Annotated in this window: 17 protein-coding genes; 9 read left to right on the top strand and 8 right to left on the bottom strand. The window is 45.1% G+C overall.

The genetic code is table 11. From position 1 onward, the window contains the following. Nucleotides 1–123: 123 nt before the first annotated feature. Nucleotides 124–2,067: a TonB-dependent receptor plug domain-containing protein gene (locus ALT761_RS18765; RefSeq protein ID WP_129740320.1), complete on the bottom strand. Its 1,944-nt coding sequence runs from the start codon at nt 2,065–2,067 to the stop codon at nt 124–126. A 338-nt stretch (nt 2,068–2,405) separates the two neighbouring features. Here ALT761_RS18765 and ALT761_RS18770 point away from each other — a divergent pair, with 338 nt between their 5' ends. Continuing rightward, the gene (locus tag ALT761_RS18770) at nt 2,406–3,650 is read left to right on the top strand and encodes a sugar MFS transporter (RefSeq protein ID WP_129740321.1); all 1,245 of its coding nucleotides are present in this window, start codon (nt 2,406–2,408) and stop codon (nt 3,648–3,650) included. A 13-nt stretch (nt 3,651–3,663) separates the two neighbouring features. Further along, nucleotides 3,664–6,222 (top strand): glycoside hydrolase family 3 protein, encoded by a 2,559-nt coding sequence (locus ALT761_RS18775; protein ID WP_129740322.1) that lies wholly within the window; start codon nt 3,664–3,666, stop codon nt 6,220–6,222. A 171-nt stretch (nt 6,223–6,393) separates the two neighbouring features. Here the strand turns inward: ALT761_RS18775 and ALT761_RS18780 are convergent, their stop codons facing one another. From ALT761_RS18780 to ALT761_RS18805, 6 genes are all read right to left on the bottom strand, one after another. Further along, nucleotides 6,394–6,747 (bottom strand): hypothetical protein, encoded by a 354-nt coding sequence (locus ALT761_RS18780; RefSeq protein WP_129740323.1) that lies wholly within the window; start codon nt 6,745–6,747, stop codon nt 6,394–6,396. 3 nt (nt 6,748–6,750) lie between these two features. After that, on the bottom strand, nt 6,751–8,100 hold the full coding sequence (locus ALT761_RS18785) for a sulfite oxidase (protein ID WP_172602948.1): 1,350 nt from the start codon (nt 8,098–8,100) through the stop codon (nt 6,751–6,753). A gap of 94 nt (nt 8,101–8,194) precedes the next feature. Then, nucleotides 8,195–9,196, bottom strand: a complete 1,002-nt coding sequence (locus tag ALT761_RS18790; RefSeq protein WP_129740325.1) for a YeiH family protein — start codon at nt 9,194–9,196, stop codon at nt 8,195–8,197. A 5-nt stretch (nt 9,197–9,201) separates the two neighbouring features. Then, nucleotides 9,202–10,194, bottom strand: a complete 993-nt coding sequence (locus tag ALT761_RS18795) for a TauD/TfdA family dioxygenase (RefSeq protein ID WP_129740326.1) — start codon at nt 10,192–10,194, stop codon at nt 9,202–9,204. 9 nt (nt 10,195–10,203) lie between these two features. Next, nucleotides 10,204–11,166: an aldo/keto reductase gene (locus ALT761_RS18800; RefSeq protein WP_129740327.1), complete on the bottom strand. Its 963-nt coding sequence runs from the start codon at nt 11,164–11,166 to the stop codon at nt 10,204–10,206. A 403-nt stretch (nt 11,167–11,569) separates the two neighbouring features. Next, the gene (locus tag ALT761_RS18805; RefSeq protein WP_013786422.1) at nt 11,570–12,319 is read right to left on the bottom strand and encodes a GntR family transcriptional regulator; all 750 of its coding nucleotides are present in this window, start codon (nt 12,317–12,319) and stop codon (nt 11,570–11,572) included. A gap of 101 nt (nt 12,320–12,420) precedes the next feature. On the opposite strand from ALT761_RS18805, the gene ALT761_RS18810 reads away from it, so the two are divergent. From ALT761_RS18810 to ALT761_RS18820, 3 genes are all read left to right on the top strand, one after another. Continuing rightward, nucleotides 12,421–13,182 (top strand): sulfite exporter TauE/SafE family protein, encoded by a 762-nt coding sequence (locus ALT761_RS18810; RefSeq protein WP_129740328.1) that lies wholly within the window; start codon nt 12,421–12,423, stop codon nt 13,180–13,182. Between the two features lie 162 nt (nt 13,183–13,344). Further along, nucleotides 13,345–15,447 (top strand): glycoside hydrolase family 31 protein, encoded by a 2,103-nt coding sequence (locus tag ALT761_RS18815; RefSeq protein WP_129740329.1) that lies wholly within the window; start codon nt 13,345–13,347, stop codon nt 15,445–15,447. Between the two features lie 16 nt (nt 15,448–15,463). Beyond that, entirely contained in the window at nt 15,464–17,185 is a 1,722-nt protein-coding gene (locus ALT761_RS18820) for a solute:sodium symporter family transporter (protein WP_129740330.1), read from the top strand. A 28-nt stretch (nt 17,186–17,213) separates the two neighbouring features. Here ALT761_RS18820 and ALT761_RS18825 read toward each other — a convergent pair whose 3' ends face one another. Next, the gene (locus ALT761_RS18825; protein WP_129740331.1) at nt 17,214–18,164 is read right to left on the bottom strand and encodes a cation diffusion facilitator family transporter; all 951 of its coding nucleotides are present in this window, start codon (nt 18,162–18,164) and stop codon (nt 17,214–17,216) included. Between the two features lie 488 nt (nt 18,165–18,652). On the opposite strand from ALT761_RS18825, the gene ALT761_RS18830 reads away from it, so the two are divergent. From ALT761_RS18830 to ALT761_RS18845, 4 genes are all read left to right on the top strand, one after another. Continuing rightward, nucleotides 18,653–19,162, top strand: a complete 510-nt coding sequence (locus ALT761_RS18830; RefSeq protein ID WP_129740332.1) for a hypothetical protein — start codon at nt 18,653–18,655, stop codon at nt 19,160–19,162. Between the two features lie 62 nt (nt 19,163–19,224). Further along, a complete protein-coding gene (locus ALT761_RS18835; RefSeq protein WP_129740333.1) occupies nt 19,225–20,001 on the top strand; it encodes a fimbrial biogenesis chaperone in 777 nt (258 codons plus the stop codon). A 110-nt stretch (nt 20,002–20,111) separates the two neighbouring features. Next, complete coding sequence (locus tag ALT761_RS18840) at nt 20,112–23,252, top strand: carboxypeptidase-like regulatory domain-containing protein (protein ID WP_129740334.1); 3,141 nt, start codon at nt 20,112–20,114, stop codon at nt 23,250–23,252. A gap of 406 nt (nt 23,253–23,658) precedes the next feature. After that, nucleotides 23,659–26,331: a glycoside hydrolase family 16 protein gene (locus ALT761_RS18845; protein ID WP_129740335.1), complete on the top strand. Its 2,673-nt coding sequence runs from the start codon at nt 23,659–23,661 to the stop codon at nt 26,329–26,331. Nucleotides 26,332–26,341: the final 10 nt, after the last annotated feature.

Here is a 26,341-nt window from a genome sequence, read left to right on the forward strand (position 1 = left end):
GCCTATACTTATTTCTCTTATTGGTTTCTTTTATTTTTTAGGTCTTTCTGTCTTTAGGTATTTGTTCTTAATGTCTTTATCCTTAAAGCTCTTGTTCTTAAAGACTGGGTCTTCACAGAAGAATTAGTATTGGTAACTCACGCCCAAATAAACCCGGCGAGCTGAAATAGGACGAGCATCAAAAGCCCCCACCGCGAGTGAATCTGGTGAGCGATGTTCATCGGTAAGGTTTTCAACCCCCAAGCGGGTTTGCCAATGGCGAGAAAAGTCATGCTGCACCACGGCATTTAAGGTGGTGTAGCTGTCTTTAGCGGTCACGGTGTAACCAGAGGTGGGAGAGACGTCGTTTTCATGCACGCCATACAATTGAACGCTGGTATCACTTTTATCAAATTGGTAGGTCACTGAGGCTTTCACTAAATGAGTAGGCCGTTCGGGCAAGCGCTCAGAATCACCATCTTCGGCATGTAAGTAGCTATAGTTAAGTTGCCACTGCCAGTTATCGTTTTGCGCGCTTACGCTCAAATCAGCACCGTAAAGCGTGGCTTCATCGAGGTTTTCGTACATAGAGATATCAAGTCCGGCCTCTTGTGATGCTTCTACATCTACCGCGGTGGTAATAAAGTCTTCTGCTTCTGTGTAATGAAAATCGATATCCGCCTGATACCACCATCGACTTTGTTTCGGAGTTAATCGCCCATTCAATCCTACATTGGCACTTAGCGCCGTTTCTGGCACAAGGTCTTCATTGCCCAATACCATGTAGCCTAAGTTGCTGTGATCGAACACGTAGTAACGCTCTTTTAAATTAGGTACTCGATAACTTGTACCACCGCCGCCACGCACTTGTAGTGTGGTTTCATCAAGTTTCCAGTTTTGACTACCACTGAGCTTTGCCGCCGTATGCCAACCAAAATCAGAGTCATTTTGTACTCGAAAGCCCAGCAAGGCTTGGGTGTCGTTTTGCTGCCAATTGGCCTGCAGGTAAGCTTCGGTGCTTTCTCGGCTAACGTCGTCAACTTCTACTGTTCCCGTTGCCACATTTTGCTGATCTAAGTTATCAGCATGGGCTACCAAGCCCCCTACCCACTCAACCTCGCCCAAAGATAGAATTTTCTGGGCTTCAATTTCCGCTAATTGAATATCGGTTTGGCGCAGTCCATTGGTATTACCGCTTTGTTCATCGTGAGACAAATAGCGCCCATTAATATGCCAATTCTGCTGTTGAGCAAATTTTATATCGTGCTGCCACTGGGTAACGCTAGACACATAACTAATAATGCTAGCTTGCCCTGGAATAGAGGACTGGGGTTTGTCTTTCTGTTCATCTAGCCATTGGCCTTTGTAGCTAACATCAAGTTCTCTGATCTGGGTTGTTAAGGAAAATTGCACAAAAGATTTATCTACCGCACCACCATCTTGAGACACGGTATCAGGGTCATAATCGAAGCCGGGGTTCGTAATATGCTGTGCGGTCAATCCTAGCTGCCAGTGCTTTATCGCTCTAGCCGCACTAACCTTAGCCGTGTGCCCTAGGGTATCGCTGTCGAGCCCATCATCACTATAGTGAGAAAGTTCATAGTCGGCGGATAACTGTGAGCCTTCTGGCACATCAGTAATAATGTTAATAACGCCCCCCATGGCTGAACTACCGTAAAGAACCGATGCTGCGCCGCGTACAATTTCAATCTGTCGAATGTTGGCAACGCTAATCTGATCTAAGTCGACTGAAGAGCCTGTAGGAGAGATAACTGGCTGTCCGTTAATTAACACCAACACATGGTCGCCGTTAAACCCATTCAGCTGTACGTTGTAGCCGTCTTTTTGGCTGCGCCGAACTACCACACCGGGCATCACCTCCAACACTTGCCTTAGCGTTCCCTTGCTAAGCCTGGAAATTTCCGCTTTATCTACCACATCGATTTTTACCGGTGATGCACCTAAAAGCTTGGGTGTACGTGTTCCCGTTACCACTACGCGTTCAACCGGCGCCTCGGCGTCGGCTAGGGCGTATGTTGGCAGTAGCGTGCTCGCTAATAGCAAAGTGACAGTGTAAGTATGAGTCATTTAATTAACTTTTTAATCAATAATGCAAATGATAACAATTTGCATTTGATCTTATTTATTTGAAGAGAAAAAGCAAGCGCTAATGGTAAATAATATTAACTATGCAACGTCAAACTATTAAAAAGGCGGGAGAACACAGCAGGTATTTGTAATATTTAAATAAAAATGTAAACGCATACAATCAAATAATGTAAGCGCTTGCATTTTCATTTTCGCACCCTATACTGACCAACAAAGTGTTAACAAATACCGAACCAATTCGTTAACGCAAAGTAACCAACAAGCCAAATGCGAACACGAAATTTCGTTTACTAACAAGTGAATTCAGGGCGTTACCTATGAATCAAACTATAAAAACTACGGCTGGATCTACAACCACCAGTCAACTTGCACTCGCTACGTTAACGTCGTTATTTTTTATGTGGGGTTTTATTACTGCACTTAACGACATTCTAATACCCCATTTGAAAGCGTTATTCTCGCTTTCTTATACTCAAGCTATGCTGGTGCAATCGTGCTTCTTTGGCGCCTACTTTCTTATTTCTATTCCAGCCGGAAAGTTAGTCAGTGCGACTGGTTATCAAAAAGGCATTGGTGTGGGGTTAATCACAGCAGCAGTGGGCTGCGTGCTGTTTATTCCTTCCGCGCTTTTTACCCAGTACTGGATGTTCTTAGGCGCATTGTTTGTATTAGCTTCAGGTATCACTATTTTGCAAGTGGCTGCAAACCCGTTGGTTACCATTATGGGTAACCCAGATACCGCCTCTAGTCGACTCACCATGACCCAAGGGTTTAACTCGTTGGGTACTACAGTCGCGCCAATTATTGGTGGCATCGTATTATTTGGTGCCCATGAAGGAATGGAAAACGCAGCAGTAGATGCAAATGCGGTAGTCCTTCCCTATTTAACATTAGCCGCTGTATTAGTGGCCATGGCTGTGGTTATGGTTAAAGTGAAGCTTCCCTCACCTACGCACAGTGAAATGGATGTCGCTACCACGACAGATACCGGTTTATTAAAACATCGCCACCTGTCATTGGGTGCCCTAGGTTTATTTTTGTATGTAGGTGCTGAAGTTGCGATTGGCAGCTTTTTAGTCAACTACTTTGGGCTAGACAGCATTAAAGGCATGAGCGAAAGCCAAGCATCTAAGTACATCGCCTATTATTGGGGTGGCGCTATGGTAGGGCGTTTCATTGGTGCCGCGGTAATGCAGAAAGTGGCCGCGGGTAAACTGCTCGCCGTCAATTCATTTGCCTCATGCACACTTATAATTGTTTCGGTATGCAGCAGCGGTAATATCGCCATGTGGTCAATTTTAGCGGTAGGGCTTTGCAACTCTATTATGTTCCCCACCATTTTCAGCTTGGCATTAAAGGGCCTAGGCCAAAAAACAGCACAAGCCTCTGGTATGTTGTGTTTAGCCATAGTTGGCGGTGCTATTGTACCGCTGCTGCAAGGTGTTATTGCTGACAACGTGGGTGTTCAACTTTCTTTCTTATTGCCGGTTATTTGCTATTTATATATTGCTTATTACGGGCTTCGTGGTGCTACCGTTAACTTGGCTGCTAGCCACAAATAAACAAGGGATTTTTATGAAACTAAGTACATATTCATTAATTGCCGCAGCATTGGTCATGGCGGGTTGTCAGCCAGCCAAGGACGATGCTAGCGCCAAGGCTAACGCTGAGCAAACCGTTAACAATACAGTACCCGACTTTTGGCCTGAAATTACCTTTAGTACAGAAAATAGCGAAGCGGTAGAAGAAAAAGTAGACGCTATTTTAGCGACTATGACCCTTGAGCAAAAAGTGGCGCAAACTATACAGCCTGAAATTCGCGATGTTACCCTTGAAGACATGCGTACCTACGGGTTTGGTTCGTACTTAAATGGCGGTGGTGCATTTCCCAATAATGATAAACATGCCACACCTCAAGATTGGATTGCCATTGCGGATGCCATGTATCAAGCATCAATAGACGATTCTATTGATGGCAGTACCATTCCTACCATGTGGGGAACCGATGCGGTACATGGTCACAACAATGTTATTGGCGCTACCTTATTTCCACACAACATTGGCTTGGGTGCGATGAACGACCCAGCCATTATCACTCAAATTGCCGAAGCGACTGCCAAAGAAGTACGTGCGACTGGCATTGATTGGATATTCGCGCCAACTGTTGCGGTAGCCCGTGATGATCGCTGGGGTAGAACTTATGAAAGCTATTCAGAAGACCCTGCCATTGTAGGCGCTTATGCCAAAGCTATTGTATCTGGCATGCAAGGCGATATTGCCAGTGGCAGCATTGACGATAGTCATGTTATCTCAACAGTTAAACACTTTATTGGTGATGGCGGTACGCAAGGTGGTGACGATCAAGGTAACAACATTGCCGACGAAGAAACCTTATTTCGCATTCACGCACAAGGCTACGTTGAAGGCTTAAATGCTGGCTCACAATCGGTTATGGCATCGTTCAACAGCTGGCATGGCAAGAAAATTCACGGCAGCAAATATTTACTTACTGATGTGCTAAAAGACAAAATGGGTTTTGACGGCTTCATCGTGGGTGACTGGAACGGTCATGGTCAAATTGAAGGCTGTACTAACGAAAGCTGCCCTCAGGCTATGAATGCTGGGCTTGATGTCTTTATGGTGCCTACCAGTGCTTGGAAACCTTTGTATGAAAACACCATTGCACAGGTTAAATCTGGGGTTATACCACAGTCTCGTTTAGACGATGCGGTACGCCGCGTATTGCGGGTTAAGGTGCGCATGGGCTTGTTTGAGCAACCTTCTCCGGCTAACCGTGCGTTATCAGGCAATAGCGAGATTATCGGTGCGCAAGCTCATCGCGATATTGCTCGCGCTGCGGTTCGTAAGTCTTTAGTGATGCTTAAAAACCAAGATAAATTACTACCACTAGCACCTGATATGAACGTAGTGGTAGCGGGTGATGCTGCCCATAATATTGGCAAGCAATCAGGCGGCTGGACTATAACGTGGCAAGGCACGGGTAACCAAAATAGTGATTTCCCAGGCGCCACCTCTATTTTTGAGGGTATTGAGCAAGCGGTTAACTCAGCTGGCGGAACCGCTACGCTATTTGAAGGAACAGCGTTTGATGCACAAGGTTCAACAGACAGCAAACCTGATGTGGCGATTATCGTATTTGGTGAAAACCCTTATGCTGAAGGCAATGGCGATATTTCAAATGTTGAATATCAACGTGGCGACAAGTCAGATCTTGCGCTGTTGAAATCCTTCCAAGCCCAAGGTATTCCTGTGGTATCGGTTTTCATTACCGGTCGCCCATTGTGGGTAAACCCAGAAATTAACGCCAGTGATGCATTTGTAGTAGCCTGGTTACCTGGCTCTGAAGGCCAAGGTGTTGCCGATGTATTGTTCACCAAGCAAAATGGTGACATTAACTACCCTATGCACGGTAAATTGTCATTTTCATGGCCAGCAACGCCGACCCAAATTGTGAATAAAGATGATGGCAATACTGCACAATTTGCTTACGGTTATGGTTTAGCATTCGGCGAGTCTGATCCTATCGAAGCGCCGCTGTCTGAATCAACTGGCGTTGATGCGAACGCACCGTTACCTGCTCATGATATTTACGTACTTTCTACACAAAAGCCCTGGCAGTTAATAATTAAAGACGCCTCGGGTGATACTACTGTAGCAAGCAATACGGTGGAATCTGAAGGCGCAAGTGTACGTACCACTGACCGCATGGTGCAAGAAGATAGCCTATCGCTAACGTTTACTGACCAAGCGACTGTAGGCTTCTATTCACCCTTCCCTGAAGATATGCGTGATTACAGTGAAGATGGATCGGCACTTATGCTTGATGTGAAATTAGCAGAAGGCCTAGATAACCTTAGTGTGTCTATTGGTTGTAGTAGCAGTGATTGCGGTGTGTCGTTGCCGTTAAATAGCTTCGCGGCGAATTCAAACGAATGGCAAACGCTTGTTATTCCTTCACGCTGTTTCGTAGAAGCAGGCGCGTCATTTGCTGAGCTTTTCTCACCATTTGCGCTTAACGCTAACGCCTCGGCGTCACTATTGGTGTCTAATGTACGCTTCGAAGCGAATGCTTCTAGCGATGATGCGGCAGTGTCAGACATTGCGTGCCCATAGTGCATGATTGCAGGGCTAACGGGCTAGTGCTTACCTTGGCCTATCTTGGCTTAAGTTAGCTCTACGTAAGCCTAAAATAAGCAATTACAGTACAAGCATTAAAAACGGGAGCCTAGGCTCCCGTTTTTTATATTTGTCATCTAGGTGTTTTAGTTGTTAACTGCGATAAGATTAGTCGGATTCTTTCGGCATTAAATGGGCCGGAATGGGGGCACGGCGGCTTTGTGTTTTGGGCCCATACCATGTAGTTAGATAATCTAAAATGACCGGTTCAGCATCACCTAGGGGCCATAACTTTTGCGTGCTTTGCATCCAACGTATCGTCTCAAGCCAGCGTTCCCGACTCATTTGATTTTGCGAAATAAGCTTTGCGGAATGACAAGCCGTACAATGTGCAGCCACCATGTTATGCCCCGTGGCATCAATAAGCCCTGTCGCAGGATTCAACTTATGTTCGTTAGCTAGCGTTGCTAGTGATGTTATACATAACACCGATAGCATTAGCGCGCTTGTCAGCCTGTTCATTGGCTACACCACCTTTACCGCAACACGATGACACGCATTGTTAAGGTAGCCTTTAGGGTTCCAACCAGGCAGTACCATTGGCTGAGAGCGGCCATTTGCATCTTCAGCTCGCGCCCAAATTTCGTAATATCCAGCTTGTTTAAAACCAATATCGGTATTGAAATGCTGCCACGCATGGCGGTTCACTGGCTTAGTTAGGGTGCTTTGTTGCCACGTTTGTCCAAAGTCAATGGAAGTAAAAACCTTGGCTATCGAGGCTTCGCCGCTCCATGCATGCCCCCGTACCGCCAAGGCTTTGCCTTGGCTATGCTCGGCACCTGACTTAGGATGGGTAATTAAGGATTTCACCGGCATAGCTTCAATAATGCACATTTCGTCTTCTGGCACGCTCGTCCCCGGTGCAACAGGCTTGCACGGCACGCGATAAGCATTGCCTCCCATTTTCGCGCCATCGTGAACCCTGTCTCTAATAACAATTTTAGACAGCCACTTACCCGAGGTAGAAGCAGGCCAACCGCCAAACATTAACCGCATAGGAAAGCCGTTCATTAGCGGTAGCGGTTCGCCATTCATTTCAAAAGCAATTAATGATTCATCTTCTAGCGCTTTGCTTATAGGTACGCCACGGGAAATAGCCGCTTTGCCGGGTGTGCGGCTTAAATGTAAATCTTCACCGTAATAACCAATGTAGACCGCATCATCTTTGATACCTACTGCGTTGAGTACGTCTTTTAAACGTACCCCTGTCCATGACGGGCAGCCTACCGCGCCGGTAGTCCATTGATTCCCGCTGGCCGCAGGCGAATATTCAGCACGGCCATTACCACCACACTCAAGGGTAAGTTGATAGGTGTAATGTTTAAAATTGGCTTTAAGCTCACTTAACGTGAAAGTGCGTGATGTTGCTGCCGACTCACCTTCAATAGTGAGTGTCCACGCGTTTTCATCAAAATCAGTAGGGGTTATTTCAGGCACAATACCGTTATTACGCACAAATAATTTAGACGCAGGCGTAACCTTATCGTCAAGTAAATGCGCGGGTGTTTCGGCGTTAATGGGCCTGTCGTTTAGCACCACTAAACCATCTTTACCTTCAATGCTAAAAGGCGTTTCTGTTTGTGCTAATGCAGCGGGAATAAGCCCTGCAGGCATAAACCGCCCATAAACAATTTCCGCGCCTAGTAACAACGAGAGGGTTTTGAATCCTGATAAGAAACCTCGTCGTGTTAAGCCATCGGTTTTACGCCCGAATACGTGTTCGTCTGCGGCGATAGGATTTTCGGCGTATAAGGCATGGATGCCGATTTCGTTCGCTAATGGCTGTTGGTCTGATGATTCAGAATGCGTGCTCACATCCTGCTTAGATTTGTTTGAGATAGGCACGCATTGCCTCCTTTACGAGTGCATTTTTGTCGAAAAATTAACTCAAGAACTAGCTCAAGAACAGCTAACTCAAAAACAGATAACCTAAAATGAGTAAAGCTATCCAGAGGGTTTCCGTCACGATAAGTACAATAGGTAACATGCCCACTTCAGCCAGCTTACCTAAGTTTGATTTCATACCAATGGCTGTGATTGATACCACAAGGAAAAATCGTGATATCTGTGAACCTGAATCGATAACCACTTCAGGTAGAGTAACAAAACTATTTAATAGCATAAGAGCCACAAAACCCACTAAAAACAAGGGTAGCTTAGGCATCTCGCCATCTAAATCCTGCACGCTACTGTGCGCACGTTTTACTATCACCATCATGATCATAACAACAGGCAACAACATGGCAACGCGAACTAACTTAGTTAACGTTGCCATATCGCCCGCGTCTTCAGACACTGAATATCCAGCGCCTACTACTTGCGCCACATCGTGAATAGTGCCGCCTAGAAAAATACCGGCTTCGGTATCGTTCATGTTTAGCTGACCCGCGATAATCGGGTAAACAATCATAGCGATAGTCGACATGGCCGTTACACCAATTACCGTAAGCAAGGTATCCCGCTCATGGTTTTTACCAGCAGGCAAAATAGTCGATATCGCTAATGCCGCAGAGGCCCCGCAAATAGCTACCGAGCCGCCAGTTAATGCGCCAAAGCGCTTTTGCATTCCTACGCTTTTTGCCATTACCACGCCCAACACTATGGTTGAGAAAATGGCAAAAGCCAGCATGGCTGCGGTTTGCCAACCTAGCACCACTAAATCGCCCAAGGCGATACGCAAACCAAGTAACACAACACCCGCACGCAACAAGGTGCTGGCAGTGAAATCAATGCCGCATTTGCACACCCCATCGGCCTGATACAAAAATGAGATTGCCATACCCAGTAGTAGCGCGAACAGCATGGCGGGCGCGCCATAATGCTCACTTAAAAATAGCGCTGCCATACCAGTTATTGTGGCAATACCAAATCCAGGCCAAATCGATTTACACTTTGCGGCAAACTCGGTCATAATAATTAACGCTCAGACGCTACAAGAGCGACAAGTACTTGGCGTTTTCTTTCCCCTGAATAGGGGCGGCGGCCATGCATAGCACGATAGTTATCAACCAACGCAACATCGCCATCTTGCCATTCAAGGTCGAAAGTAAATTGCTGCGATAGTTCAGCAATGCGCTCTAGTCCTTCTTTAGGAATTGCACTTCCATCACCAAACGTAATGGCTGAAGACGGGTTTTCACGCACCCCTTTCCATCCCATGTAAGCAGCAATAAGTTGGTTATAAAAAGACTGTGAACCATCACCTAATTCAATCACTGCCGGTAGCACTGGCGTGATAGCACGTAAGCTGCCATCTTCCATCCACTCCCAGCTGTAACCGAGCTCTTTTAATTTGGCTTCGCCTTCTGCTGTACTCTCTACACTCAAGGTGCTTTTCCAGCTGCGGCCTTGACCGGAATTAGCATCATCTGCCGCTGGCATAGTCGTAGTGTACTTTAAGCCTTTTTCAGCAAAATCATTGGCTAGCGCTGGGTTTTCAGCCTTTAGTGCTTCAAATAACTTATCTGAGCGACACAATGGCGTAGCGCCACCATTATCAGCGGCTGACTGGCAGTAAAAGAAGAGCTTACTGGGTGAAATTGGCGTTTGTGCCATTTCGTGATGTAAGAAAATTTCCACATCTTTAGGTGCTTCGTTAGCGGTGAAAACACGTTCAGTAAAGTTGATACGAACCGCGTTAGACAACGACTCTTTGTAGGTAAAGTTTGCGTAACCGAAACCGGCCGAAAAAATATCAAAGGTTTCCGCCGAATTTAAAGGAAACCCTCTAAACAACAACGCACCCGAAATGGCGAGTTGTGCTTCTAACTCAGCCTGGTTCTGTTGAATAAACGTCACCGTTTCTTCTACGGTTTTACAGCCATCGTTATTCACCACAATTTGCGGAAAAACTTGACCATTGTAGCTGTGTTGGGTTGGCACATTGGCATATTCGATTGCGTTGCTCATAGTACTCTCCTAGTCGTAAATAGGGTGGAAACGATTAAAGGCAGCTTCACAGAAGTGACCGGGATCGTTAAAGCGTCGGTTCATGTTAAGCGCTGAAATAGCCTGCATTTCTTCGTCGGTAAGTTCGAAATCGAACAACGCTAAGTTCTCACGCATTCTTTCCGGCTTCGACGTTTTAGGGATGATGGCATTGCCACGTTGTACACCCCAGCGAAGCACTACTTGCGCAGGGGTTCTGCCATGGGCAGTTGCTGCTTTTTTCACTACGTCTTGCTCTAGTACCGACTCCGTTTTATCTGCCATTTCTAGCTCAAGATATGACAGTGCACCAAGTGGTGAGAATGCGGTAACGTTCATGTCGTAGTCTTTCGCTAAACGAATCAATCGTTCTTGCGTAAGGTAAGGATGAGACTCAATCTGCAACATGGCAGGCTTGATACGAGCGTAGCTCATTAGGTCGTGAAGTAGCCCAGTGTTGTAATTACACACACCAATACGGCTTACTTTCTTGCTATCCACCAAACCTTCCATGGCTTCCCATGTTTTATAAAGTGGAACAGGTGCCAATTCCATGGTTGGGTTGTCTAGCGTGGTATCGTAAAACCACTCAGGCGGATAACGGGTTTCTATCGGCACAAATTTTTGCGCTATAGGGAAATGAATCAGATATAAATCGAGATAATCGAGTTGTAAATCGCTCAATGTTTTTTCAAGTGCTAGCGGCACATGCTCTGGCGCGTGGAAGGTATTCCATAGTTTGGACGTGATCCAAAGCTCTTCACGGGTACAAAGGCCATCTTTAATAGCACGCTGAATACCTTCGCCCACCTCTTTCTCATTGCCATAATCAGAAGCGCAGTCTAAATGGCGATAGCCCGCTTTAATTGCTTCATATGCAGTATCAGCACAGATAGCCGTATCCACTTTCCAGAAACCAAACCCAACTTCAGGGATTTTTTCCAACGCGTTCATATCTTTAATCCTGTTTAATAAAAAAGACTTTAGTCTTGTATAAGACATAAGTTATTATAGGAGGAATGCCATGTCAACAAAGTGTTAACAAAATTAATTGAGCACTCACTTTTTGATACTCGCGAAGTGCTTTTTGTGTTTATAACGAAGAGACGTTATTGAATAACGGTCTACCGAAGACCTTATTTTGAGGTATAGCTTTGTAGGCAAAGCTTTGCAGGCAATGCGTCATAGGGCATAGCCTTAAAGGGCACTGGTTTTAGAGGGCACTGGTTTAAAAGGCATAGCTATTAAAGCGTAGAATGTTGACAGGAGCTGCATTAACAGTAGCAGTAGTATGAACAGAGTATGCCGATTTTAAGCGGTTAGGCGCTAATCGTGCAGAAGGGTTGCTAGCCCTGTTTTAATCGAGTTCCACTTGGTAATGATAGTGATCGCTTCTACATTTGCTTTCACGATATTCAATCAGTTTACCGTCTATAGACTCTGTCACCCGCGTTACCAGTAGCAGCGGCTCGCCGGCCTTTATTTGTAATAGCTTGGCATCGTTATCTGAGGCTAGCACCGCTTTAATACCGTCTCGGGTTTTAAAGACGGTTTGATTAAAGTCTGTTTGATAGAAGTGGTACAAGGTATGGGGAATATCTTTGCGTTCGTGCATACCGGCAAAGTATTTAGCAGGCAGAAAAATCGTTTCCAGCATGCAAAACTCGTTATCTAAAATGCGGCGACGCTCAAGTTTTGTTACTCGCTCTTTACCGGATAGATTTAACGCGGTTTGTACGTTTTTATCTGGGGATATGAGTTCTATGCCAAGCAACTCGGCTTTAGGTAGGTCTGCCCCTTTGCCATCAGCTTGCAGCGGGAAAAATCGAAACAGGGCATCTTGTGCAGTATGCTCGGAAACGAAGGTACCTACACCTTGGCGACGTGTTACAATTTTCGTGTCGGTAAGCAAGGTTAACGCTTTACGAACTGTGCCTTGGCTAACATTAAATTCATCAGCCAGTCTGAACTCGCTTGGCAACATTTCACCAGGCTGCCACCGACGCTCCACAATGAGCTGCTTAATATACTCGGCAACTTGCTGATAGAGCGGCTGGAACGCAAGACTGGGACCACTTAATTTGTGGTCGAACTGAGATGAAGACATGAAACCCTAACCTAATGCTTAATTTTTGTTGTTATATCATACACAAGAGTTATAGCGCATTTTTGATTTAAATCACACATAACTACAGGTGTAGATGCAAAATGTTACTTGAAACCCTAGTCCCTATGTTCATTCTATTGGGCTTTGCAACTGTACTGCAAACCTTAAGTGGGTTTGGCTTTGGGCTAATGGTGGTATCTAGTTTTACCTTGTTTAATTTACTTCCCCTTACCGCCACCACTTTTTTAATTAGCGTTTTAGGGTTAGTTAATTCAACCAGTATTGTCTTGAAGAACGTCCACCTTATCCACCGCAAGGCCTTCACGCTTGTGTTGATTGGCGGCATCCCTTTTATCGCTGTGGGCTATGCTCTGCTTGAATACCTTTCCGCTGGATTGTCGGTTTGGTTAAATATTCTGCTTGGGCTGGCAATATTAACCTGCTGTTTGCTACTTATTGTGAAAAGAAGCCAATCTGCTGCCTCAGGCAAAGGGTGGGACTTTTTGGTGTCTGGTGCATTGGGCGGCATATTAGGCGGGTTATTTTCTACTTTTGGGCCACCCGTTGTATTTCAGTGTTATCGTCAAAGCTGGTCTTTGAACGAAGTGCGATACACCCTGCTTGCAATCTTTAGTGTTACCGCGCTTATCCGTTTAGCCATGGTGCCTTTTGGGACACTGCCCGATCATACTACGGTTGTATCTACCCTCTTTGCTATCCCCCTGATATTAATATTTACGCGCATTGGTAGGCTGCTAGCTGCGCGAGTTGAACCAAGCGTGGTAAGATTACTGGCCATTAGTACATTAGCGCTTAGTGGGCTAACCTTGATTCTTCAAAACGTTCCCCACGTGTTTAACTAAATACAGGCTAGGAAGTATCAACTAATAGCAATAACGCCATTCACCGTTCCTCATACAATCCACACTTGTAATATTTTGCACTGAAAAGTGTAATTGCTCGTTGACAGCCAAGTTACATTTCATTAACTTATGTCTTATATAAGACACGAAGAGTGAAGTGATATGAGTAATGCATTTTCGGTAACCGAGCCAGACTGGAACAGCATAAAGGCGGCGGACATTACCGCGAGCCCTTATCTAGTAGACGATCATCACCTAGCGGTGCCTACCCAATATGGCAGTTTACTATTTTCTATCAGCCAATTCGGCTTACGTATTCAGTCGGGCGGTGAAAATGCGACCCTAGTTGATGGTTTTGACTATGGCATGCTTATTACTGCGCCAGATACTCAGCAACTGGTTTTCACAGGCGATGAGCAACACTGCACCATTAATGCAGGAGAGTATCGCTTAGAACTGTTTTCTGCTCCGCTTCATTTCAAACTTTATCGAAACGATATTGTAGTACAAGAGTCGGCTACCGACGGTCACTTCGTACGCCAACATCGCTTACCGCCTTTCGCAAAAACCGATGCGGGCTGGATTGTTTGCCTAGAACTTGGCGACGATGAATCCATATACGGCTTAGGTGAAAAGTGGGGCAAGCTAGATAAACGCGGCCAGTTGGTTCGTTCATATAATCATGATGCACTTGGCGTAAACACTGAAAAGTCTTATAAAAATACCCCTTACGCTTGGAGCCCTGAAGGCTGGAACCTTTTTGTTCACACGCCAACGCCGGTTACGCACGGAGTGGGCTATGCACCTTGGTCGCAGCGCGCATACGTTTGCGTGGTAGAAGACACCTTGCTAGATATGTTTTTGTATCATTGTGATAGCCCAGCGCAAAGTATTCATACTTACAGCAGCTTAACCGGCTTTGCCCCTGTTCCACCAAAGTGGAGCCTAGGCGTTATTCTTTCCAAGGCCTACTATAAAGACTCACAAGAGCTATTAGCTGTTGCCCGCGAAGTGCGTGAAAAGAACATGCCTTGCGACGTCATTACCCTAGATGGCCGGGCGTGGCAAGACACCGATACCCGTTTTGCATTTGAATGGGACCCAACTCGCTATGCCGATCCTAGGCCGGTTCTTGATGAACTAAAAGCAATGGACTTTAAAATTTGCGTATGGGAATACCCCATGATTTCAGTGAAAAACCCACTGTACGCAAAAGCCGCTGAAAAAGGCTGGTTAATTAAAGACAAACGCACAGGTGAAGCTTATCGCTACGAATGGGATTTAAGCCCCTTCGGTGAAGTACTTACGCCACTACCTGATTCAGGTATTTTAGATTTCACCCACCCAGACGCTTACGAATTTTGGAAAGAATCACACAAGCCTCTGTTCGAACTGGGTGTTGATATGATTAAAGCCGACTTTGGTGAGCAGTTAGAAGATGACAACATGCTCTCTTACAGCGGCGATTCAGGTGACCGGCTGCATAACGTATACAGCATGCTATATAACCGCTGCGTGTACGAAGCGGCTGAGAAATATTGTAAAACAGGGCCGTTTTTGTTCAGTCGTTCAGCATGGACCGGCAGCCAACGTTTTCCAGCCCAGTGGGGCGGCGATCCTCAAGCAGATTGGCATGGTTTAGCTGCTAGTATTCGCGGTAGCCTTTCATGGGGTATGTCGGGTGGTCCATTCTTCGCCACCGACATCGGCGGTTTCTATAAAGATACCCGTGACGCTGAACTCTACGTTCGCTGGGCACAGGCATCAGTGTTTTCTGCTCATATGCGTCTGCATGGCATTGGTCCTCGCGAACCTTGGTCATACGGTGAAGCAGCCTCTGATGCCGTATTCGACGCACTCAAACTACGTTACCGTTTACTGCCTTATTTAGAAAAAGCTACGCAACAAGCCAGTGAAACTGGCTTACCAGTGCAGCGTTCTATGGCACTCGCTTTCCCTAACGATCCACTTGCTCGCCAGTTTGAACAGCAATTCATGTGCGGCGAAAGCTTGTTAGTGGTGCCTTGTATTGTGCCTGGCGGTAAAGTGAAGTTCTATTTACCTGAGGGTGAATGGGTACGTTTTAATGCCGATAGCGCTTCACCAACAAACGATGACCCTTACCAAGGCGGTAAGTACTACGAGCAAATTCTAGGTTTGAATGAGCTGGCAGTATTTGTTCGCAAAGGTGAGCAAGTAGTTTTAGGCCCTGAGGTAGAGCATACCGAAATGGATATGTCTGCTACCACTATGTGGCCGCAATAGTCGTCGGAGTATTAGCATGAATGTGACGCTTACCTTACTGACCTGTATGGCCTTTATGGCCGTGGTCGCCATTATTTCGTACATGAAAACGAAAGGCGAAGTAAATACACAAGACGGCTATTTCTTAGCAGGTCGGGGGTTAACCGGCACTTTCATTGCAGGCTCGATGATCTTAACCAACCTCTCGGCAGAGCAGCTCATTGGGCTTAACGGCTCTGCGTTTGGGTACAATTTAAGTGCTATGGCATGGGAAGTTACCGCGGGTATTTCCACCATTATCATGGCGCTAATATTTTTGCCCCGCTACTTAGCGGGCGCTTTCTCTACCCTACCCGAGTTTTTACGTGACCGTTTCGATGACAACGTAAGAAGAATGACGGTAGTGTTATTTATGGTGGGTTACACCTTAATTACTATTCCTTCGGTGCTCTATTCAGGCTCTATTGCGGTACTTCGTTTATTCGACGTGCCTGGGTTATTGAATTTAAGTTATGAAGCCAGCCTTATTGTCACCATTATTATGGTGGGCAGTATCGGTGCCTTGTACGCCATATTCGGCGGTTTAAAAGCAGTGGCAGTGTCAGATACCATTAACGGTGTGGGCCTTCTTATTGTTGGGTTATTGGTGCCTATTTTAGGCTTAATTGCATTGGGTGATGGCAGCTTCGCGGCCGGCCTAACCACCATTGCAACAACCGAAACTGAAAAGCTTAATGCCATAGGTGGGGCGGATGATCCCGTGCCCTTCGGGACTATCTTTACCGGTATGATATTGGCCAACCTATTTTATTGGGGTACCAACCAATACGTGATTCAACGCACACTTGGTGCTAAGAACTTAATTGAAGGCCAAAAGGGCGTGTTGTTTTCCGGGTATTTTAAAGTACTCGTGCCCTTTATGATGATGTTACCTGGGGTTATTGCCTATCACTTGTATCAAAACGAAAACCTGCAAACTATCGACTTAGCCTACCCACACCTAGTGAAAGAAGTGCTACCACAATACTTGTCTGGTTTTTTCTTAGCCGTATTGTTAGGTGCCGTATTTAGTTCATTTAACTCACTATTAAATAGTGCGGCCACGCTGTTTTGTTTAGACGTATACAAACCCTTTAAGAAAGATAAGGTGAGTGATTCTCAGCTTATCCGTGTAGCCAAAATTACCAGTTTAGTTATTGCCGTGGTGTCCTTCATTACTGCACCACTGTTAATGCTGGCACCAGAAGGGTTGTGGCAAATTATCCGTATCTTTACCGGTTTTTATAATATTCCCGTTATTACCATTGTACTAGTTGGTTTATTTACTAAGAACGTGCCTGCCCTTGCTGCAAAAGTCGCCATTATCTTCCACGTAATTGCCTACGCATTATTGAAATTTGTGTGGCAAGTAGAGATTAACTTTATCCATATTTACGCTATTTTGTTTGCTATCGAGCTAGGTATTATGTTGGCCATCGGTCACTTCTATCCAATGGCGAAGCCATGGCGCTTTGTACCTAAAGCAGAGGTGGATATGACACCGTGGCGCTACGCTATTCCTTGCGCAATTGTACTGGTTGGTTTAATTGTGACCTTGTATTTAATGTTCTCACCGGTAGGTTTCGTGGGCGGCATTAGCAACGCCTTTATTCCCTCATTGGTGGGACTATGGAGCACCTGCTTTGTCGCCATCGGCATAACCCTTAAGTGGTGGCGTGCCAGATACGAACTAGGGTTAAAACGCTTAGCACACCAATAATACAAACAGGCGGCCTTGGCCGCCTTTTTTATTTCAGATGAACATGTTTATGGTGATGCGGATGAACATGTAAATTGTCACTCTCATCTCGACAAGGCTCACCAGGCAATTCAAATTCGATGGTGGTATGAGCCAAATTAAACGGTGCTAATCGATGTGACACCTCTTGCTTTAGAGACAGAAGTTTAGTGTTATCAATACTGCAATTAATTACCACGTGCGCTGTTAGCACATGCTGCTCGCCATCAAGAGACCAAAAGTGAACATGATGTAGCTCTTCAACATACTCCATGCTTAATAAGACATCAGAAATAGCCTGCTTCTGTGTATCATCAGGCGACCCTTGCAAAAACAACTTCATGGTTTGTACTACATATCTCAGCACGTTGAATAAGATAAATAGGGTAAATAAAATAGATAGGATTGGGTCGAGAATAGGCCAATCTACAAAATGTAAAACGATAGCTACAATGAGCACTGCTACCCAGCCCATAGTGTCTTCAATAAGGTGCCAGTTGAGCACCTTTTCATTCATTGAATGGCCGCCACTTAACTTATAAGCCGCATATCCGTTCACCAAAATGCCCATTATTGCCAAGCCCATCATGCCCTCTGTCATCGGCATTTCAGGGTTCGCCATCCGAGGGATAGCTTCTGATAAAACCCACGCTGAGCCTGCAACCAGAATGAGCCCGTTGATCATTGCACCCAAAAGGCTCAATCGCTTAAAACCATATGAGTATTTGTCGGTAGCCGATTTATTACCCAGTTTACTTAAGCACCATGCAAGGCCAATAGACAAGGTATCACCCAAATCGTGTACCGCATCGGCCATAATGGCAACACTGTTAGTTAACCACCCACCAATAAACTCAATAATGGTAAAGCAGAAGTTTAACCAGAATGCCCAGCCTATACGGGTGCTATCGGTTTCTGCATGGCTATGTCCGTGAGCATGTCCGTGAGAATGGTGGTGCATTATTTGTCACTCCTTTAATAGCATGTCCACTGCATACTGAAATTATAAACCGCTTCTTTGAAAACACGATACTTGTTAAAAAAACATGCAGTTCAACTGTCACAATAATAAATTTCCGTCGGCATTCAAGCGCGCAATAAAATGCTAAAAACGTCTATCTACCCCACACAAATAAATATTTTTTTAAAAAAATTTGAAAATTTTAAAATTTATGCTTGTATACAAAAGTATAACTTTAAAAAGTACTTTAAAAAAAACTTAAATATAATCAATACGTTGAATATTTGTTTTTTTCCTTCTCTATAATAGTTATTAAATTCAATAAGTAAGCATAATGTTTAACGCCTTTTAAAAGGGTAAAGACTGTGGTTATATATTTTCGCTGTCAATTGGGTTCGAATAATAACTTCAAAGCAACTCACTGATTTTAGAACAATTGTAATCTATTTCGTTAGGCAGCCCCGACTAAAGGTATGAGAGGAAACAAAATGAAAAAAAGAATAATGACAATAGCGCTACTTTCTACTATTTCTGCGTCAACACTTGCAGCAAGTGAAACATTTCAAGCGAATGTCGACGCGATGTCCGATGCTACTATCGCAGAAACTGCTACGCTTCACTTCGGTGCAATGCAACCGACAGTAGGCTCTGTGTGTACAATGGATGATACGGGCGCTGTATCAGGCGATTGCGATGTTTCAAATGCAAACATTGCTATTGGTCTAATTACAGTTTCAGGATTAGCTTCAAATGTTCCTGTGAATGTGACAGTGACAGGTGCATCTGGTACCAATGTTACTTTTGAAGCGAACTACGACATCAATGCAGCTGTGGCAACACACGACAATATCGCAGACGGCACATTGACTGCGGTTACTACAGACGCATCAGGTACTGATCTTACTATCGATGTATATGGTGACATGACAGTTGATTCGGCGTTATCGCCAGGCGACTCTTATACAGCTAACTATATAGTTGACGTTACGTTCCAGTAATCGTTTGAGGCGAGCGAGCTGCGTTCGCCTATTCTTTTCTATACTCGAAATCAAAAGTAAATATGATACTGATACGGCTGTTAACACCCATTCGCCTTTCTATTTTTCTTGTTATCTCTGTTGCTCTATTTTTTTCCAATGTGGCTAATGCAGATGTTTCGCTATCTAAATTTCGCATTTATTTTGATTCTAAATCCCGCTCAGACTCTATCCAAATACGTAACACAAGCTCAACGCCAATGTCTTACCGGGCAGAGTTATCCATTAATGCGATGACTGAAGAGGGGTTAGTGTACGCGGTCACAGAAGACCCGCTTACTGCATCAACGTTTATCAGATATTCTCCAAAACGCGGCAATATTCTACCCGGAGAACGTCAAGCGCTGCGCTTCGCGTTACGAAAGCCTGCTGGACTTGCTGATGGCGAGTACCGCGCTAATCTTCGCTTAGTCACAGAAATAGCGCCTGGTACGAACGGGAATGTAAACCTTGCCAGCAAACTTGCATACAATATTCCGATTATAGTGCGTCATGGACGCATTACCGCTGAAGCTTCAATGGTGAATCCTTCCACCATTATTTATAACGGGAAGCCACACGTACAAGTTTGGCTAAAACGTTCAGGCAATCGTTCGCTATTCGGGAACTTCATAATAGAGGATGCGGGAGGGGAAGAGATCGGTGTACTGAATAACGTAGCAGTCTATCGCCCTCTTGAACGTCGAAAAGTACTGATTCCCCTGCAAAACGCCAAAAAAGGGCCTGTTGTTATTCGTTTTACTGAAATTGATAAATTTGGTGGCGATATAGCGCTATCTATTGAACACGTTATAAAATAGCAGTCCGCTAGCGCGTCATGAGGATTCTATCCTTCATCTTCTTGTGTCTTACGGTGTTCGTCTCATGGGCGGAGCCCTGTCCTCCCATTTCTTCAACGGCTCGGGTGGCATTGGACGAAGACCAATTATTGATCAGTGTATTACGCCTTAACGGTCGTCCCCTATGGGATGGCTTTGACGTTTACCCTGTTGGTGAACGGTACCTCGTCCCCGCATCTCTGTTCGCTGACGCGCTTTCCCTAGACTGGGAAATATCAATGACTCAAGGAATTATACAATCGCAAGGCAATGACGATTTCTGCAGCTTCAACTATGCATTCAATCAAACCTTGCCCACGCTTAGTAATACGCCGCCTGATGCGCTTCTTTGGGCAGCCGATGATTTTGATATCTATATTGATACACGCATGATTGCGGCTTTATTGCAGATTGAACAAACGTTTAATTATACGTTGCTTCAGCTCAATCTTACTGGGCGTCTTCCCCTACATTCATCTTCAAACGCAAGCGCTGATAATCCGCAGCTACACTTTAAGCCTAACGTAGTGCCTGTAAGTAAAGTGGTTGAAGATCAATATCAGTTCTTCACTTCGCCATTAGTTACCTACCGTCTATCAAAACAAGATAGTGCGACCAGCGATAATCGCTTTTCCGCCAATATAAACGCAGGGTTCGATTTCTTATATCATTCAGCAAACCTTCGTGTGAGCAGAGTTGAAGACACGAGTGTTCATTACCTGCGATTTGGCAAAACCTTAAACGAAAACTACCAAGGTTCTGATAACGCCTTAGACAACTTTGCCTATGAGTTTGGCGATATACAGCTGCAAAGAGATGAACTCGTTACACGCTCTGGGCAGTCACTCGGCTTGATTTTACATAATGGGGATACTCGGCAGCGGCGCAGTTTTTCAAGCACTAGTATTGAAGAGTTCGTATTACCCGGCTGGCGGATACAACTTTTCAGAAATGGACAGTTTGTCGATGAGCAATTCAGTAACGAGGAGAACAAGGTACTTTTCGAAGATATTGAAACCTTCTATGGCGCAAACTTATTTGAGTTGAAGCTGTATGGGCCTGAAGGTCAGCAAGAAGTTCGAACTAAAACCGTCAATGTGGGTAATAACCAGCTAAGGCAGGGCAAGTTCGATTTTTTATTTGGGCTTACCGACAATCAATTTCGCTTATTGGATGGTCAAGTATCTACAACAGGAATAGGAAAAGCTACTGTCGCCAGGCTCGGCTACGGTCTCACCGATAGTGCGACACTATCTGCTAGCGTTCAACGCCTTTGGTTGGAAGATGAAATTGCCTCGTATGTCACAGCCGGTATTAATACCCAACTTTTCGGATCGGCACTCAAATTTGAGGTGTCAGATCAGGATACGGGTGGTTATGGTATGTTTTTAGGTTGGAACGGCAGGTTCAGCAATAACCTCAACTTGAATTTTTCTACCCGTTACTTTAACAATTTTTATAGTGATGCATACTCACAAGACGATGATATTAAGCACATTTCCTCGTTACGTTTGAACGGTAAAACTGAGTGGCTGGGCCGCTTCGGCTGGAACGCCAGTATGACCCACAGAGCCTATGAATTCGATGAACCCCAAAGTGCTGTTAACGTGAATTTGAATGACAACTTTCTGGGAGGGACTTTTGCTTCAGGGGTCAGCGTCTCTAATAATAGTAGCGATGCAGTCACTGGCCGATTGTATTACGCCAAAGACGTTAATGGATGGAACCTTTCTAGTGCCTGGAATTTTATTCCTTCAGATCGCTTTTCAACCGACAATTTCTATGTGTCGATGCGATGGCCACAATCGCTCACCCAACATCGAGAAACTCGCTTACGTTATAAAAGAGATAATGACAGTGCCTTGGAAATTAGACACCAACACAACTGGCGCTTTGAGTCGTTAAATATTGGGTTGGCAGCCAGCTTAATGGAGGGCGGAGATTGGTCAGTAAACCTTTCCTTAACCGGCAATACGAATGTTAACCCGTATACGCAGAGTTTGAATTTTGAACGCTCAGCGGGGGCAACCGCTGGACGCATAGATGCATTTGCCTACCTAGACGACAATAGAAATTTACGTAAAGACCCTGACGAAATGCCTATAGAAGGCGTTACGTTTACGGGAAGCTCACTATGGCGTGATAAAAGTACCGATGCAAATGGAATGGTTAGGCTCAATACTGGGGCCAGAGCACAAAACCTCACCTTAAAACCCGATTCGCTTCCTGACCCGTATATGTTGCCTGCCTCTGGCAAAGTACAAATACTGACCCACGCCGGCGGGGTTAATGAAACTCAATTCCCAGTACATACCTTTAATGATGTTGAGGGCACTATTTACGTAGTTGGTGATTCGTCTAGCCGTGGAGCAGGTTATGTTGACATAGCACTTATCGACAACACCGAACAAACAGTCGTTAAAACGCGAACAGAGAGCGATGGCTATTTTTATGTTAACGCTATTCCCCCTGGTGAGTATCGCATTGAAATAGATAAGGATTACCTCATTCAGAAAGGCTTAACGATTCAAACCAGTACGCTTTCATTTACCGCCCCAGCACAAGGCGATTCGGTTTTTATAGATGATATTTTGCTTGCGCGAGAAGCATCTTCATCTAACGAAAACTTTGCATACCATTCTGCAACCGTTGAGCCTGTTTCAAGCCCAGATATCATCCACAAATATGAAATACAAATTGGTATATTTAGGCATTCTCGCTCTATTTTTGAAGTGATGAAGCATTTGCCTATAGCACCTGAGTCTATTCAATTTCATCGCAATCATAGTGCAGCATTAACCTATGTAACGGTAGGCAGGTTTGACCTATTTAGCGAAGCCAAAATGATATTACAAAAACTCAATCAACACCCAGCCTTTAGTCACGCATTCATAAGCCCATCAGCGCGATATACCGGTGAACATTGGCGATTAGAGTCTGTATTAAAGGACATACAAGAACTTATTCAGAACTCACTTCATCAAATAGAATCCAGTTCCGCCGAACGCTATTGCCAGCTTGCAGCTTATCAAGCACTTAGCTCAATTAATCCCATGATTTTTATCGAGCACCCTGAACTGATGTTATTACCTAATAACAATGTATCCCCTTCGTTTTACCGCCTTGTCGCTCCTGCGGGTCCGACATCAGTTTGTGATGATCATTATTACGATGCAGAATACCGTAGCGGCTCATTTTCAGTCACTCGTGAAAGCTTACTAACAAAACAATAAAGGCGTTAATCGAAACTGCTAAACTCCAAGTTTTCTGATGCAATATTTCTAAGCAGTTTTTGCCTAAAAACCTTTTGGACAATCAGTTAACATTTTATTTTTATTCGCCAGATGACAAGGTTAAATTTTTGTACTAAATGCAGTAATTTAGCTCTACACTAAATAAAACTCATAAATTACAAAAAGTTAAGATTACACCTCGGGTAGATATATCCACATCAAGTAAACTAAATGTTAAAAATATCAAAGAGTGTTGTTGATCTTTCAATTAACGTGCATTAATCTTATGTAAGCGCTTTCAAACAGAAAAATAACAAACTTAAATGGAAGCGCTTACAAAACATAACTCGACGTGGTCAACGCGGCGTTTTAGATACCCATTTACTTAGCATTAGGGCTGAAGATAATGACTAAAAATGTAACTCAACTTTCTCGGATTGCTGCCGCGTTAACGGTCACAACTTTGATTGGCTGTGGCGGTGGAGCAACCACTTCTACAGATATAGACGCCGTTGACACTAGCGCCCCTGCAACAGGCTGGGAACTAGTGTGGAGCGACGAATTCGAAGACGCGACCATTAACGATAACAACTGGACACATGAAGTTAACTGCGATGGCGGTGGCAATAATGAAGCTCAGTGCTATACCGACAGCGACGAAAACGCATTCATTAGTGATGGTGCATTAAGCATTGTTGCATTACCTGCTGAAGAAGGTGCACAAAAGCCTTATACCTCAGCCCGCTTAATTACTCGTTACAAAGCAGATTTTAAATATGGCCGCATTGAAATGCGCGCCAAAATGCCATCGGGTCAAGGTAGTTGGCCTGCATTTTGGATGATGCCTACCGACGAAGTGTATGGTGGCTGGCCGCGTTCGGGTGAAATCGATATTTTTGAAGCGGTTAACCTTAAAGCTTTAGATGCAGATGGCAATCCGGAAGCACATATTCACGGTACCCTTCATTATGGCCAAGAATGGCCAAACAACGATAGCTCGGGCCAGTCCTATTCATTGCCTAATGGCGCCAACCCAGCAGATGATTTTCATACCTACGCGGTAGAGTGGCAAGAAGGCGAAATTCGTTGGTATATGGACGATTACTTGTATGCTACCCAGCGTCGTTCTGAAGTTCGTTACAACAGTAATGGTGAAGCCACTGGCTTATCACATCGTGGTTGGTACACCGAATACTTCGAACAAGGTACGGGTGAGCTAGTTACTCATTGGGATAACGCCCCATTCGATCAAGAATTCTACCTAATTCTAAACCTAGCAGTAGGCGGAAGCTGGCCTGAAGCGGTCAACGAAACGGGCATTGATGCAGAAGCATTTGAAAATGGCCAGAGCTTTGATATCGACTATGTTCGGGTTTATGAATGTGCCTCAAACCCAGATACAGGTGCTGGATGTGAAACTGTCCGTCCAGGCTACGACTCTCTTGACGATGCGCTTGTAGAAGGTGCCGCTCCAATTCCATCACCACCTTCAACAGGCATTGCAGAAAACCTGACTATTTTTGACGGTACCACCAACCCTAATTGGCCAGCATGGGATTGCTGCGGTGGTTCAACACCTGCGTTAGTAGAAGATAGTGCTGAAGGTCAGGTATATGAATTCAGCTTTGGTGCAGAACCTACTGTCATGGGCTTTATTAGCCGCGAGCTATTTATTACCGACCCAGCAGGTCAAGCATCACCCTTCGATGCCTCGCCTATGGAAGAAAACGGTAGCGTAAAATTCGACCTGAAGATGATGTCAGCGCCAAACGATACTGCCGCGAATTGGTCGTTTAAAATTGAAAGTGGCGAAGGCACTACTGCAGCTACCTTGCCGCTGGCGGATGGTTATGTTGGCCCTAATGACACGGCTGGCGATACACCCGAGCAAGGCGTATGGGAGTCATATGAGTTTCCATTAAGTGCACTAGCAGATGCGGGTCTAGATACCAGCGCTATTGACGTAATTATGGTATTCCCTGATTGGGGTGCAGGCGATGGCGCCGTTTATCGTTTAGCAAATGTTGAAATTTCACAAGAGTCTGCGTACCCAGAGTTGGTGATATTCGAAGACGAAATGAATCCTGACTGGCCGATGTGGGATTGCTGTGGCGGTTCAACTCCTACAGAAGAAATCGACAATGACGAACATGGTTTAACAGCCGAGTTTCGTATTGGCGCAGAACCTACTGTTATGGGCTTTATCACCCGTTCAGCGTCAGGTGGTGGCGACACGCCATTTGATGCATCTGCCTTAGCAGATGGCGGATTACTGCAATTCGATATGCGTGTTGTTAGCATGCCGAATGACGCAAGTGCCAGCTGGTTATTTAAAGTTGAGTCTAGCGACGGTGCCACTGCGGTTGAGTTACCTATCTCTGATAGCGTTGAAGGACAAGTACCCGCTGCCGGTGAATGGCAAACTTATACCTTTCCTATTGCTGACCTACAGGCTGCGGGCTTAGACCTAAGTGCCATCGATGTGATTATGGTATTTCCAGCCTGGGGCGCAGGTGAAGGCGCGGTATATCGCTTAGATAACGTGAAGTTTTACCACCCAGATGGTGACACTCCTGCTGCAACCGAACTAACTATATTCGCTGATACTGCGGCTGACCAATGGTCAATTTGGGATTGCTGCGGCGGTTCGACACCCACAGAAGAAGTGGATGATGCTGACCACGGCACAGTAGCTGAATTTCGCATTGGTGCAACACCTACCGTAATGGGCTTTCTTGCCGATGACGATGTGTATTTTGATGCCTCTTCATTACTTTCAACAGGCGTAGTGCGCTTTGAAATGAAAGTAAGCTCGGCGCCTAACGATGCATCAGCTCCTTGGCTATTTAAGATTGAATCAGGCGATGCCTCAACCGCTGTTGAGCTAGCTATTTCAGAGAGTCTAGAAGGTGCAGATCCAGTAACCGGCGAATGGCAAACCTATACCTTCCCACTTCAAACCTTGTATGACGCAGGTTTAGACATCAGCGCTATCGATGTTTTAATGGTGTTCCCCGCGTGGAGCCAAGGTGAAGGTGCGGTATACCGTATAGATAATGCTGAAATTGCAGCGCAATAACAAAGCTTCT

It is taken from the genome of Alteromonas sp. 76-1, assembly GCF_900654235.1.
Classification (GTDB): Bacteria; Pseudomonadota; Gammaproteobacteria; order Enterobacterales; family Alteromonadaceae; genus Alteromonas; species Alteromonas naphthalenivorans.

Coding starts and splice junctions, on each gene's coding strand:
- ALT761_RS18765 (WP_129740320.1), bottom strand. CDS start 2,067: ATGACTCATACTTACACTGTCACTTTGCTATTAGCGAGCACGCTACTG.
- ALT761_RS18770 (WP_129740321.1), top strand. CDS start 2,406: ATGAATCAAACTATAAAAACTACGGCTGGATCTACAACCACCAGTCAA.
- ALT761_RS18775 (WP_129740322.1), top strand. CDS start 3,664: ATGAAACTAAGTACATATTCATTAATTGCCGCAGCATTGGTCATGGCG.
- ALT761_RS18780 (WP_129740323.1), bottom strand. CDS start 6,747: ATGAACAGGCTGACAAGCGCGCTAATGCTATCGGTGTTATGTATAACA.
- ALT761_RS18790 (WP_129740325.1), bottom strand. CDS start 9,196: ATGACCGAGTTTGCCGCAAAGTGTAAATCGATTTGGCCTGGATTTGGT.
- ALT761_RS18795 (WP_129740326.1), bottom strand. CDS start 10,194: ATGAGCAACGCAATCGAATATGCCAATGTGCCAACCCAACACAGCTAC.
- ALT761_RS18800 (WP_129740327.1), bottom strand. CDS start 11,166: ATGAACGCGTTGGAAAAAATCCCTGAAGTTGGGTTTGGTTTCTGGAAA.
- ALT761_RS18805 (WP_013786422.1), bottom strand. CDS start 12,319: ATGTCTTCATCTCAGTTCGACCACAAATTAAGTGGTCCCAGTCTTGCG.
- ALT761_RS18810 (WP_129740328.1), top strand. CDS start 12,421: ATGTTACTTGAAACCCTAGTCCCTATGTTCATTCTATTGGGCTTTGCA.
- ALT761_RS18815 (WP_129740329.1), top strand. CDS start 13,345: ATGAGTAATGCATTTTCGGTAACCGAGCCAGACTGGAACAGCATAAAG.
- ALT761_RS18820 (WP_129740330.1), top strand. CDS start 15,464: ATGAATGTGACGCTTACCTTACTGACCTGTATGGCCTTTATGGCCGTG.
- ALT761_RS18825 (WP_129740331.1), bottom strand. CDS start 18,164: ATGCACCACCATTCTCACGGACATGCTCACGGACATAGCCATGCAGAA.
- ALT761_RS18830 (WP_129740332.1), top strand. CDS start 18,653: ATGAAAAAAAGAATAATGACAATAGCGCTACTTTCTACTATTTCTGCG.
- ALT761_RS18835 (WP_129740333.1), top strand. CDS start 19,225: ATGATACTGATACGGCTGTTAACACCCATTCGCCTTTCTATTTTTCTT.
- ALT761_RS18845 (WP_129740335.1), top strand. CDS start 23,659: ATGACTAAAAATGTAACTCAACTTTCTCGGATTGCTGCCGCGTTAACG.